10 protein-coding genes are annotated in these 12710 nt (G+C 75.1%); 3 read left to right on the plus strand and 7 right to left on the minus strand.

All coding sequences use genetic code 11. The annotated features are described in order from the left end of the window. Positions 1–28 precede the first annotated feature (28 nt). The 4 genes from ACU4ZT_RS14945 to ACU4ZT_RS14960 all read right to left on the minus strand — a co-directional run bounded on the left by ACU4ZT_RS14945 (position 29) and on the right by ACU4ZT_RS14960 (position 4865). The gene (locus tag ACU4ZT_RS14945) at positions 29–1012 is read right to left on the minus strand and encodes a 1,4-dihydroxy-2-naphthoate polyprenyltransferase (RefSeq protein WP_445337464.1); all 984 of its coding nucleotides are present in this window, start codon (positions 1010–1012) and stop codon (positions 29–31) included. Between the two features lie 77 nt (positions 1013–1089). Next, positions 1090–1842 carry a histidine phosphatase family protein gene (locus tag ACU4ZT_RS14950; RefSeq protein ID WP_063071498.1) on the minus strand — a complete coding sequence of 251 codons (753 nt, stop codon included), beginning with the start codon at positions 1840–1842 and terminating at the stop codon, positions 1090–1092. A gap of 109 nt (positions 1843–1951) precedes the next feature. Then, a complete protein-coding gene (locus ACU4ZT_RS14955) occupies positions 1952–2869 on the minus strand; it encodes a serine hydrolase (protein ID WP_445337465.1) in 918 nt (305 codons plus the stop codon). A 13-nt stretch (positions 2870–2882) separates the two neighbouring features. Further along, positions 2883–4865 (minus strand): M13 family metallopeptidase, encoded by a 1983-nt coding sequence (locus tag ACU4ZT_RS14960; protein ID WP_445337466.1) that lies wholly within the window; start codon positions 4863–4865, stop codon positions 2883–2885. A gap of 180 nt (positions 4866–5045) precedes the next feature. Here ACU4ZT_RS14960 and ACU4ZT_RS14965 point away from each other — a divergent pair, with 180 nt between their 5' ends. Then, positions 5046–6329 (plus strand): uracil-xanthine permease family protein, encoded by a 1284-nt coding sequence (locus tag ACU4ZT_RS14965; protein ID WP_445337467.1) that lies wholly within the window; start codon positions 5046–5048, stop codon positions 6327–6329. Between the two features lie 187 nt (positions 6330–6516). Further along, on the plus strand, positions 6517–7974 hold the full coding sequence (locus tag ACU4ZT_RS14970) for a glycosyltransferase 87 family protein (protein ID WP_063072809.1): 1458 nt from the start codon (positions 6517–6519) through the stop codon (positions 7972–7974). On the opposite strand, the gene atzF is transcribed toward ACU4ZT_RS14970, so the two are convergent. From atzF to ACU4ZT_RS14985, 3 genes are read right to left on the minus strand one after another with little or no spacing between them, the layout of a single operon-like run. Beyond that, positions 7953–9752 carry an allophanate hydrolase gene (gene atzF, locus ACU4ZT_RS14975; protein WP_445337468.1) on the minus strand — a complete coding sequence of 600 codons (1800 nt, stop codon included), beginning with the start codon at positions 9750–9752 and terminating at the stop codon, positions 7953–7955. The genes ACU4ZT_RS14970 and atzF overlap by 22 nt on opposite strands. Then, positions 9749–10501: a biuret amidohydrolase gene (biuH, locus tag ACU4ZT_RS14980; RefSeq protein WP_445337469.1), complete on the minus strand. Its 753-nt coding sequence runs from the start codon at positions 10499–10501 to the stop codon at positions 9749–9751. The genes atzF and biuH overlap by 4 nt, the downstream gene beginning before the upstream one ends. Further along, complete coding sequence (locus tag ACU4ZT_RS14985) at positions 10498–11886, minus strand: purine-cytosine permease family protein (protein ID WP_445337470.1); 1389 nt, start codon at positions 11884–11886, stop codon at positions 10498–10500. Before ACU4ZT_RS14985 ends, biuH begins: the two co-directional genes overlap by 4 nt. Positions 11887–12034: 148 nt before the next feature. Here ACU4ZT_RS14985 and ACU4ZT_RS14990 point away from each other — a divergent pair, with 148 nt between their 5' ends. Beyond that, complete coding sequence (locus ACU4ZT_RS14990) at positions 12035–12709, plus strand: GntR family transcriptional regulator (RefSeq protein ID WP_445337471.1); 675 nt, start codon at positions 12035–12037, stop codon at positions 12707–12709. The last annotated feature ends 1 nt before the right edge of the window (position 12710 follow it).

Below are 12710 nucleotides of genomic sequence, written 5' to 3' on the forward strand. Positions count from 1 at the left end.
GCGGCCGACGCGCGCCGCGCGGCCGACGTCAGAACGCGAACGCCGCCCCGAGCCCCAGGCCGAACGTGAGGGCGGCCATGCTCGTGAGCTGCAGCGAGAGGATCAGCTCCTTCGGGGTGCGGCCGGTGCACGCGATGATCGCGGCCGGCAGCGCCAGCACGAGGGTGAACAGCACCAGCAGCGCCTTCGGGTAGAAGAGGAAGAAGAAGACCACGACCGCGTAGGCGATCGCGATCTCGATGCAGTAGACGATGCGCGAGCCGCGCGGGCCGAGCCGCACCGCGAGGGTGCGCTTGCCCACCTTCCCGTCCTGCTCGATGTCGCGGATGTTGTTGACCATGAGCACCGCGGCCGCGAACCCGCCGGCCGCGACGCCGCCCAGCCAGCCCTCGCCCGTGATCATGCCGATGAGGATGAACTGCGTGCCGGCCGTGGCGACGAGGCCGAAGAACACGAAGACCACCACGTCGCCGAGGCCGGCGTAGCCGTAGGGGCGCTTGCCGCCCGTGTAGAAGTAGGCCGCGACGATGGCGACCGCACCGACCGCGAGCAGCCACCAGTGGCCGGTGATCAGCACGATCACGAGGCCGGAGACCGCGGCGAGGCCGAAGAACGCGAGCGCCACGGTGAGCACGGTGCGGGGCTTCGCGGCGCCGGATCCGGTGAGGCGGGCGGGGCCGACGCGCACGTCGTCGGTGCCGCGGACGCCGTCGGAGTAGTCGTTGGCGTAGTTGACGCCGATCTGCAGCAGCACCGCGACGGCGAGGCAGAGGAGCGCGAGGCCGAGGGAGACGCCCTCGTCCGGGCCGAGCGCGCGGGCGGCCCCGGCGCCGATCGCGACGGGGGCGACGGCGAGCGGGAGGGTGCGGATGCGGGCGCCGGAGATCCAGTCGCGCGCGGTGGCCTTCGGGGCCTTCGCCGGGTTCCCCGAGCGCGCCGCCGCGTGCGATCCCAGACGGGTTCGGGCGGAGTTCGAGGGGGCCTGCCGGGTGCGCTTCTTCTTCTGTGCCACGAGGGGCGATCCTACGCGGCGGGGTGCTCCGCGACCGCGACCCGCGATCCCGGGCCACGGTCGGCTGCGATGCTGGCCTAGCGGCTGCCGCCCACGGGCGACGGCGCCCAACCGTCGGCCGGGCAGTTCCAGCGCATGATCGCGTGGCGGCCGTGCTCGAAGCCGAGCTCGCTGAGCGTGGAGGTGGAGAGGGTGAGGATCCCGCCGGCCTCCGCGGGCAGGCCGACCCACGCGACGGCGAGCGCGCGGATCACGTGCGCGTGGGCGACGAGCAGCACGTCCTGGCCGGACTCGAGCACGGGCAGCACGCGCTCGAGCACCTGGAGGACGCGGTCGCGGACCTGCTGCGACGTCTCGCCGGGGGTGTCGCCCGCGGGGACGCCGTCGGTCCAGAGATCCCAGTGGCCGCGCTCGGACTGGATGTCGGCGGTGGTGCGGCCCTCGTACGCGCCGTAGTCGAACTCGACGAGCCGGTCGTCGACCTCGGCCTGGTCGCCGTAGCCGATGAGCTCGGCCGTGCGCTGCGCACGGGAGCGGGGGCTCGCGAGCACGAGCCCGAAGTCGGTGCCGGCCAGCACGCCGCCGACCGCGCGCGCCTGCTCCTCGCCCGTCTCCGTGAGGGGGATGTCGGTCGTGCCGGTGTGGCGCCCGTTGACGCTCCACTCGGTCTGCCCGTGGCGCACCATGACGATGCGGCCGCGGACCTTCTCCTGCCACTCCGGGGTGCCGGGGATCTCGGCGCGCGCGATGGCCGCATCCACCTCCGCGTACACGGGCGCGACGTCGTCGCGGGCGAGGCGCTTGGCGGTGGCGGGGTTCATGCCGGTCATGCGGGGGTCTCCTCCGTCGTCCGGGCGGGTGGCGGGCGACATCCGACTCTACGCCCGGGCGGATCCGCGGCCGGTGGGCGCCGGATCCGCGGGACGGCCGCGGCCGGGCTCAGTGCACGTGCTCCAGGAGGTCGAGCCCGACGATCCCGAGGGCGTCGCGCACCGCGAGCCGGGCCGGGAGGTCGGCGTCGTCGAAGTGCACCATGACGGCGTACGCGACCGCGCCGCGCGGCCCGCGGAGCACGCCCGCCTCGGCGCGCACGCCCGCGTCCACCCCGGTGCAGTCGACCACCACGATGCCGTGCTCGCCGCCGCGCTCGACCAGCGGGTCGAGCCCGAAGGACGCCGCGACGAGCGACCGGTCGGTGTTGAGCGCGAGCCAGCCCACCACGCGCGTGCTCGTCTCCTCGTCCACGACCTCGCCGTGCACGAGCGAGGAGAAGAGCGAGGCGAGCTCGCGGGCGGATCCGACGGAGAGCTGCGGCGCGTCGTCCGGCCCCCGGGATCCGCGCGCCAAGTCGAGCAGGGCCGTGCGCCGGAGGCCGAGCGACTCCGCGCGGGCGCGCACGGCGCCGAGGCCCACGAGCCGGAGGAGCGCGTTGGTGGCCGCGGCATCGCCGGTCGCGCCGACGAGGGACCCGAGGTCGGTCGCGGGCAGCGACGGCACCACGAGGTGCCGCCAGAGGCCCGCGCTGCCGCCCTCGTCCTCCGGCAGGCGGTCCACCAGGTGCAGCGGCGAGAGGTCGCCCGCGGTCATGCGCGCCGACAGCTCGATGAGCAGGAGCACGCGCCCGAGGCCCGCGGCGGGCAGCGCGACGTGGTCGTCGACCGCGAGCACGACCTCCCCGGTGTCGAGGTCGGTCGCGCGGGCGGCGACGCGCATGCCGTCGAGGGCCAGCCCGCCGAGCGCGCGGAAGGCGCTGCGGAACGCGGCCGCCGTCTCGCCGCCGCGGTGCCGCGCCGGGCCCCCGCCGGCGTGGCGGGGGCCCGGGACGTCGTCGCCCGGCCCGTGCGTGGGATCCGTCATCGCCGGACGCGCGTCACCAGATGGTGACGCGGGCGTCCTCGTCGAGCCACAGGCCGTCGCCCGGCTGCACGTCGAACGTCGCGTAGAACGCGTCGATGTTGCGGACGATCTGGTTGCAGCGGAACTCGTTCGGCGCGTGCGGGTCGATGGCCAGCAGGCGCATCACCTCCGCGTCGCGGCCCTTCTGCTGCCAGGCCTGCGCCCAGGAGAGGAAGAAGCGCGCAGCTCCCGTGAGGCCGTCGATGACCGGCGGCTCGGCGCCCTCGAGCGAGATCAGGTACGCCTTCCACGCGATGGAGAGGCCGCCGAGGTCGCCGATGTTCTCGCCGATGGTGAGCGCGCCGTTCACGTGCGGCGCGTCGTCGCCCGTGAGCTGCGCCGGCACGAGCGCGTCGTACTGCTGGATGAGCGACGCCGTGCGCTCCTCGAACGCGGCGCGGTCGGCCGGGGTCCACCAGTCGGTGAGGCGGCCGTCGCCGTCGTAGCGCGAGCCCTGGTCGTCGAAGCCGTGGCCGATCTCGTGGCCGATGACCGCGCCGATCGCGCCGTAGTTCGCCGCCGGGTCGCGCTCCTCGTCGAAGAACGGGAACTGGAGGATCGCGGCCGGGAACACGATCTCGTTGAAGCCCGGGTTGTAGTACGCGTTGATGGTCTGCGGCGTCATGAACCACTCGTCGCGGTCGAGCGGGGCGCCGATCTTCGCGAGCTCGCGGCGCGTCTCGAAGCGGGCGGTCGCGCGCACGTTGCCCACGAGGTCCGTCGGGTCGATCTCGAGGGACGAGTAGTCGCGCCAGCGGTCGGGGAAGCCGATCTTCGGGGTGAACTTCTCGAGCTTCTCGAGCGCCCGGCCGCGGGTCTCCGCGGTCATCCACTCGAGGCCGGAGATGGAGTCGCGGTACGCCTCCACGAGGTGGCCGACGAGCACGTCCATCTCGGCCTTGGCGGTGCGGGAGAAGTGGCGGTCGACGTAGATGCGGCCGATGGCCTCGCCCATGGCGCCCTCGACGAGCGAGACGCCGCGCTTCCAGCGCGCGCGCTGCTCGGGTGCGCCCGTGAGCGTGCGGCCGTAGAAGTCGAAGGACGCCTCGGAGAACGCCTTCGGCAGCAGCGCCGCGTTCGAGCGGATGATCTGCCAGGCGAGCCAGTCGCGGAGCGCGGGGACCTCGGCGTCGGTCAGCAGCGCGCCCAGGCCCTCGGCGAAGGACGGCTCGCGGAGCACGAGCTCGTCGAGCGCGGCGGCGGGCGCCGCGAAGGCGTCGCGCCAGACGTCGAGATCGGCGCCGGCGGCCTTCGCGACCAGCTCGCGGAGCTCCGCCCAGGTGACGAGGTTGTAGGTGGCCTGGCTGTCGCGGGTGCGGACGTTGTCCCAGTGGACGGCGGCGACGCGGGTCTCGAGGTCGAGGATCCGGTCGGCGCGGCCCGCCGGATCGTCCAGCTGCGCGAGGCCGAGCATCCGCTCGACGAAGGCGCGGTACGCGTCGCGGACGGCCGCGTGGCCCTCCTCGCGGTAGTAGCTCTCGTCGGGGAGGCCGATGCCGCCCTGCTCGACCTGCACGACGTAGCGCTCGGGGTCGCCCGGGTCGTTGTCGACGAAGAGGCCGAGGAGGCCGCTCACGTTCGTCTGCTCGAGGCGGCCCAGGGTCGCGAGGAAGGACGGCACGTCGGTGACGGCGGCGGCCTGGTCGAGCTGGTCGCGGATCGGCTCGGTGCCGAGCGCCTCCACCCGCTCCTCGTCCATGAAGCTCGTGAAGAGGTCGCCGAAGCGGCGCTCCTCGGTGCCGGGCTCGGCGTCGACGGCCTCCTCGATGATCACCCGCACGGCCTCCTCGGCCGCCTCGGCGAGCTGGTGGAACGAGCCCCAGCGGGCCTTGTCGTCCGGGATCGCGGTGCGCTCGAGCCAGCGGCCGTTCACGTGGAGGTAGAGGTCGTCCTGCGGGCGCACCCCCTGGTCCAGCTCGTCGGTGCGGATCCCGGTCGGAGGTGTCTCGGCGCTCATGGGCACGAGCCTAGGGGCGTCTCCCGCGCGCGTCCCGGGAGCGGCGGAGCGGGACCGGCGGTCGAGCCGGTCCGCCGGAGCCCGGACCGGATCCGCCGCGCGAAACGCCACCGCAACACGGCGTCGGTACGCTCGCCGATCGGGGCGTCTCCCCACACACCCGCGCGAGAGCAGGCGATCATGGCCCGACAGATCTGGACCCTCCACGGCGACGGCAAGGCGGTCGAGACCTCCGCGGTCGTCGGCCCCGGCGAGCGCCTCACCTGGCCGCGCACCATCGGGCTCGGGCTGCAGCACGTCGTCGCGATGTTCGGCGCGACCTTCCTCGTGCCCGCGCTCACGGGCTTCCCGCCCACGACGACGCTGTTCTTCTCCGGGCTCGGCACGATCCTGTTCTTGGCTCTCACGAAGAACCGGCTGCCCAGCTACCTCGGCTCGTCGTTCGCGTTCATCGCGCCGATCACCGCGGCGAACGCGGCCACGGCGGCCGGCGGCGGCGGCATCGGGGCGGCGCTCGCGGGCATCGTGGCGGTCGGCGTGATGCTGGCGATCATCGGCGGCATCGTGCAGCTCACCGGCACCGGCTGGATCGACGCGCTGCTGCCGCCCGTCGTCGCCGGCGCGATCGTCGCGCTCATCGGCTTCAACCTCGCCTCGGCCGCGCGCGACAACTTCGTCAAGGCACCCGTGACGGCGACCATCACGCTCGCCGTCGTGATCCTCTCCACCGTGCTGTTCCGCGGGATCCTCGGCCGGCTCTCCATCGTGCTCGGCGTGGTCGTCGGCTACGCCGTGGCGGCGATCCGCCAGGAGATCGACTATTCGAAGCTCGAGGCGGCGGCGTGGATCGGGCTGCCCGAGTTCCACGCGCCCCAGTTCACGCCCCAGTTCTGGGCGCTGCTGCCCGCGTTCCTGCCCGTGGTGCTCGTGCTCGTGGCGGAGAACGTGGGCCACATCCGCGGCGTCGCGCAGATGACCGACGGATCGGTCAACAGGCTCACCGGTCGCGCGCTGCTCGCCGACGGCCTGGCGACCGTGCTCGCGGGCCTCGGCGGCGGATCCGGCACCACGACCTACGGCGAGAACATCGGCGTGATGGCCGCCACGCGCGTCTACTCGACCGCCGCGTACTGGGTGGCCGGCACGTTCGCCGTGCTGCTCGGCCTGTCGCCCAAGGTCGGCGCGGTGATCGACACGATCCCGGCGGGCGTGCTCGGCGGCGTGACGACCGCGCTGTACGGCCTCATCGGGATCATCGGCGTGAAGATCTGGATGGACAACAGGGTGGACTTCTCGAAGCCCGTCAACCAGCTCACGGCGGCGACCGCGCTCATCGTCGCGATCGCGCCCTTCACCTTCACGCTCGGCGACGTCTCCTTCAACGGCATCGCGCTCGGGACGGTCGCGGCGATCGTGATCTACCACGTGATGAGCACCGTCGCGCGGCTGCGCGGCACCGCCTGACCGCGCGGGCGACTCGTCCGCTCACGGCAGGGCGACGACCGCGTGGCCTACCATCGCGAGAGCGCCGCCCGCACCACGGGCGTCCGCGAGCCGGGCTCCGGCCCCCGCGGGCCGCGTCCCCGTCCGTCCCGACCGCAGGAGAACCACCCGACATGCACCCGCCTGCGCGCCGAGAGGGCGCCGCCCGGTGACCGCGGACGAGTCGCTCGCGGCGCATGCCGTCCGGCCGCCGGCCGCCGGCATCATGGCACGCCCGTGGCTGGCCTTCGCGCTCTGCCACCTCTGGCTCATCACGCTCAACCTCATCGGCCCCACCTCCGCGCTCGGCGACGTGACGGGCATCTACCGCATCTGGATGCAGGAGGGGATGGCCGGTGGCGGCCGGGTGGGCCTCGACCTGCCGTGGGTGTACCCGATCCTCGCGGCGGCGCCCATGCTCGTCTCGCTCCTCGGCGGCACCGCGTTCTTCGGCACGGTGTGGCTCGCGCTGATCACCCTGCTCGACGCCGCCGCCTTCGCCCTGCTCCTCCGCATCCGCCGCGGCCGCGGCCTCGCCCCCGCCGCGTGGTGGCTCGGCTTCCTCGTGGCGCTCGGGCCGATCTCGCTCGGCCGGATCGACGCGGTCACCGTGCCCCTCGCCCTCGCCGGCCTGCTCGTGCTCGCGACCCGGCCCGCCCTCGCCTCCGCGCTCCTCACCATCGGCGCCTGGGTGAAGGTGTGGCCGGCGGCGCTGCTGCTCACCGCCGTGATCGCCCGCCGCGGACTGGCGCGGGGCACGGTCGTCGCGGTCTCGCTCGGCACGACGGCCGTGGTCGTCGCCGGATCCCTCGCCCTCGGCAGCGGCGCGAACGTGCTGGGCTTCGTGGGCCAGCAGACCGGGCGCGGGCTGCAGGTCGAGTCGACCGCGGCGCTGTACCACCTGTGGCGCATCGTCGCGGGCGACGACCGGTACCGCGTGTACGACGACCTGGGCATCATCACGTTCCAGGTCGCGGGGCCCGGGGTGGACGCCGTCGCGGCCGCGCTCACGCCGATCATGCTCGGCGTCGTGCTCATCGTGACGCTGCTCGGGATCCGCGCGCACCACCGCGGCGCCTCCCCCGCCGCGCTCATCGGGCCGCTGTCGCTCGCGCTCGTCGCCGTCCTCATCGTGACGAACAAGGTCGGCTCGCCGCAGTACGTCTCGTGGTTCGCCGTGCCGATCATCGTGATGCTCGTGCACGACCGCCACGCCCCCGGCACGGCCCTCGCGGCGCGCCTCGGGCTCGTCGTGGCCGCGCTCACGCAGCTGGTCTACCCCTACGCGTACGTGCTGCTGCTCGAGGCGGTCCCGGTGATGGTGGGGGTGATCACGCTCCGCGACCTCGGCGAGATCGTGCTCCTCGGCGTCGCCGTGGTGCAGCTCGTGCGGCTGCGCGGCACGGCGACGGACGGGCCGGCGCGGGTGCGCGCGGGACGGGCGGCACGCGGACACGGATCCCACGGGGCGAGCGCGGGCGTGTCGCGGGCGCCGGGCGTGCCGCCCGTCCCCGGGGTCCCGGGGGTCCCGGGGGCGACGCCGACCGCGTCCCCCGCGGCCGCCACCGCGCACGAGCTCAGCCCGTGGCGGACGGCCCCCGCGGATCAGGAGCCCGGGACCGCCTGACCGCGGGACGCCAGGTACCGCAGCCACCCGCCGTGCGCGCTGATGTCCGGCGCGCCCGCGGTGTCGGTGCAGAGGAACCCGATCGCCTGCGTGCCGTCGTCGAGCTCCACCGGGCCGAGGGCCATGGGGCGGACCATGCCGGAGAGGAACGCGGCGAGGCCGGCGCGCGTGAGGGTCCATGCCTCGCCCGCGAGCGGCGTGCCGTCGCCGTCGGGCGCCGGGGTCACGCCGGGGCGCGCGGGCTCACCCGGGAGGTGGGCCATGCGGTACGCCGCGCTCGTGCGCACGTCGCGGGAGAAGCGCGCGCCGAGCTCGCTGAGCTGGCGGTGCAGCGGCTGGCCGCCGAGGTGCGCGCCGAACACGACCACGTCGACCGCGTCGGTGGGCAGGAGCGCGGGCCGGGCCGAGTCGCCCGTGATCCGGCCGGCGAGGTCGAGCACGACCTGGTCGGCGAAGGCGGGCGCGACGAGGCTCACGCCGAACGGGGATCCGTCCGCCTCGCCCGCGGGCACCGCGACGGCGCACAGGTCGAACAGGTTCACGAAGTTCGTGTACGTGCCGAGGCGCGCGTTGACGGCGACCGGCTCGGCGGCGACCTCGGCGAGCGTGGGGTGCTCGGTGGTCGTCGGCAGGAGCAGCGCGTCGATCCCGCGGCGCGCGTCGCCGGGGGCGTCGAACACCGTGCACGCGGCGACGCGCAGGCGCTCGAGGAGCGCGCGGTCCTCCACGAGCCGGTGCGCGGGGATCCCGAGCGCGCCGCGCACGATGCCGGCGACGGTCGGATCCAGGTCCGGCGCGTCCGCGAGCACCGACGGCCCCGCCGCCTCGCAGCGCTCGGCCACGAGCGCGCCCTCGTAGAGGAGGAGCGCGGCGCGGAGGAACGGCCCGAGCTCGACCGTCTCGACGACGGCGCCGGAGTCGCGCATCCGCGCGACCGCCTGCTGGAACGCCGCGCGGGCGCCGGGCGAGAGCGGCGCGAGGTCGTGCTCCGCGGGCACGCCGACGACGGGGACGCCGCGCGGCGCGAGCCGGGTGGTGGACGGCCAGTCGCGGCTCGCGGGATCCGCGGCGTCGGGCCCGACCATCTCGGCGAGCGCGCGCTGCGCGGTCGCGAGGTCGGCCGCGAGCACGCTCACGGTGTCGTAGGAGCGGCAGGCGGGGACGACGCCCGTGGTCGGCACCAGGCCGAGCGTCGGCTTGATCCCGACCAGGCCGTGCAGGGCCGCGGGCACCCGTCCGGATCCGGCCGTGTCGGTGCCGAGCGCCACGTCGACGAGGCCGAGCGCGACGGCGACCGCCGAGCCGGAGCTGGATCCGCCCGAGATGCGGTCGGGCCGCGTCGCGTGCCGCACGGCGCCGTAGGGGCTGCGCGTGCCGACGAGGCCGGTGGCGAACTGGTCGAGGTTGGTCTTGCCGAGGACGAGCGCGCCGGCCTCCCGGAGCCGGGCGACGGCGGGCGCGTCGACCTCGGGCGCGGCGGCGGCGGACGGGCACGCGGCGGTCGTCGGCAGGCCGGCCACGTCGATGTTGTCCTTGACGGCGACGAGCCAGCCCGCGAGCGGCAGCGATCCCGCCGGGGCCCGGGCGATGCGATCGTCGAGGTCGGCGGCGCGGGCGAGGGCGTCCGCGCGGTCGAGCAGCGTGATCCACACCTCGGGCCGGTCGACCTCGGCGATGCGCGCGTAGGCGGCGCGCACGCGGTCGACGACGGAGGCGGATCCGACGAGCGGCAGCGCGGGGACGCCGGGGACGCCGGGGACGCCGATGCCCCCGCTCACTCGCGGGCCTCCGATCCGACGCGGCCCGCCCCGGCGAGCGCCGCCAGCACGTCGTCGGACGACGCGACGGCACCGAACACGCCGCCCTGCATCGTGACCATCCGCAGCGCCGCGTCGTGGTTCGCCGGGTCCGTGGCCCCCGTGCAGTCGGAGAGCACCAGGCACTCGTAGCCGCGGTCGTTCGCCTCGCGCATGGTCGTGGAGACGCACACGTCGGTGGTGATGCCCGTGAGGATCAGCCGGTCGATGCCGCGGGAGCGCAGCACCAGGTCGAGGTCGGTGGCGTAGAACGCGCCCTTGCCGGGCTTGTCGATCACGGGCTCGCCGGGGAGCGGGGCCACCTCGGGGACGATCTCCCAGCCGGGTTCGCCGCGCACGAGGATCCGCCCGCACGGGCCGACGCTGCCGATCTCGGCGCCGGCGCGCTCCGAGCGCCAGCGCTTGTTCGCCGGGAGGTCGGAGAGGTCGGGCCGGTGGCCCTCGCGGGTGTGGATCACGGTCATGCCGAGCGCCCGCACCCGCTCCAGCAGCCGGGCGGTGGGCGCGAGGCCGGCGCGGGTGAGCGCGAGGTCGTAGCCCATGCGGTCGACGTAGCCGCCGACGCCGCAGAAGTCGACCTGCCAGTCGATGCAGACCACGGCGGTGCGCGCCACGTCGACGGCGCCGTCGTAGGGCCAGGCGTACGGGTCCGCGGCGACGGACGTGGTGCCGGCGACGGGTGCGACGGCGGTGGTGGCGGCGATGCTCACGAGCGCACCTCCCCCGCCTCGACGGCCGCGCCGAGCGGGGCGCGCACGCGTCCCAGCGCGTCGGCGGCGACGAGCGCGACCGCGGCGACGACCAGGCCCACGACCGCCGTGGAGAGGAAGTCGGCGTAGGCGTGGGCCGCGAGCGCGGCACCGGCCCCCACGATCCAGGCGACGAACGCGGGCGCGCGCCACGGGCCGCGAGTGGAGGCGGACGCGGTGCCGGCAGCGGAGGCCGCCGCCCGACGCGGTGCGAGCAGCAGCTGGTCGACGATGAGCACCGCTCCGATGGGCGGCACGATCACCCCGAGCAGGTTCAGCCACACCTCGAAGTAGGTCCAGATGCCCGCGACCGCGAGCACCACGCCGACCGCGCCGAGCACGAGGGTCGTGCGGCGCATCCTCATGCCGGTGAGCTGGCTCCAGCCGACCGCGCCGTTGTAGAGGCAGTGGGCGCACACGGATCCGAGGTTCACGACCACGAACAGCACGGCGAGCGGCACGAGCGCGCCGCCCTGCGCCACGAGGATCCCGAGGAAGTCGCCGCCCGCGGTGCCCGGATCCGTCGCGCCGCCGAGGGCGACGATGAGGCCGCCGACCACGAGCGCGATCGCGTTGCCGAACGGGAACGCCGCGAGCGACGCGAGCACGGCCTGCCGGCCCGAGCGCGCCCAGCGCGTGAAGTCGGCGGTCATGGTGCCCGAGTCGGCGAACAGCGCGACGACGAGCGTCACGGCCGCGCCGAAGCTCAGCGCGCCGGCGCCTCCCGCGGGCGCCGCCTGCAGCTCCGCGCCCGGCCGGGTCGCGACGATCGCGATGGCGACGGCCCCGAGCACGAGGTAGAGGGGAGCGGCGATGACGCCGATCCAGGACAGCGCGCGGATGCCGAGCAGAGTCACGGCGACGAACAGGATGCCGGCGACGAGCGTCGTCGCCGTCTGGTCCCAGCCGAGGGAGCCGTGCAGCGTGGATCCGGTGAGCCCCGTCTGGAACGCGAACCAGCCGATGACCACCGTGGCGAGGAACGCCGCCGGGACGACGTAGCCCTTGGCGCCGAACGTGCGCATCGCCATGAGCGCGAAGCTCTCGCCGCTGCGGCCGGCGAGGTAGCTCAGCGCGCCGACGTAGACCATGAGCACGAGCGTGCCGACCACGATGGCGCCCATGCCCGCCCAGAACCCGAGCGAGTGCACGACGAGGCCGCCGAACACCGCGCAGGTGAGGATCATCGGGAAGCCCAGCCACACGGCCGCGACCGATGCGGTGCGGCGGCGCGCGTGCGGGGGCACGGGCTCCGACTCGTACTCCGAGAAGACGGGGCGGTCGGCGGGATCCGGGACGGCGCCGTCGGCGTGGCGCGCGACCGGCGGGGCGGCGGGGAGCGACATGGGTTCTCCTGGGATCGGGTGGCGCCGGCGGGGGACCCGGCTGCGTCCTATAGGAACAGCCCGGCCGCACGCGCGCGTTTCGCCTGTGTTTCCGGGATGTGAAACACGTCTGGGTGGTGGCGTGGCGGCGGATCCTATAATCGAGCGCATGCCCGCTCCCGCCCCGGTCCCCTCCCGCGTCGGCGCCGCGGAGCGCGTGCGGGTGCTGCTCGAGGAGGAGATCCTCGGTGGTGCGCTCGCCCCCGGCTCCCGCGTCAAGGCCGACGACATCGCCCGCCGCACGGGCACGAGCCACATCCCGGTGCGCGAGGCGCTGCGCGCGCTCGAGGCCGACGGGTGGGTCGTGCACCGGCCGCATGAGGGCGTGTCGGTGCGGCCTCGCGTGCTGTCGGAGCTGGTGGACCTGTTCGAGGCGCGGGCGCTCGTGGAGCCGCAGGCCGTGGAGCTCGCCGCCCAGCGCCGCACGGCCGACGACCTCGGCGAGCTCGCGCGCGTCCTCCGCCTGCAGGAGCAGACCTCGGATCCGGCCGATCTCGCCCGCCTCAACCACGACTTCCACGTGGCCGTCGCGCGCGCCTCGCAGAACAGCACGCTCGCCGCCGTCGTGGAGTCGATGTCGAAGCGCGTGCGCTTCCACTACCTGCCCACGGCCGCCGCCCGCCGGCCCGACTCGCTCGCCGACCACCGCGAGCTCGTCGCCCTCCTCGAGCGGCGCGAGGGCGCCCGGGCGGCGGATCTCGCGCGCCGCCACATCGACGCCACGCGCGTCGACGCGTGCGCCGCCCTCGAGGCGCTCACGCGCGCGGAGGCGGAGGCGGGCTAGG

Source organism: Clavibacter davisi, from assembly GCF_052751415.1.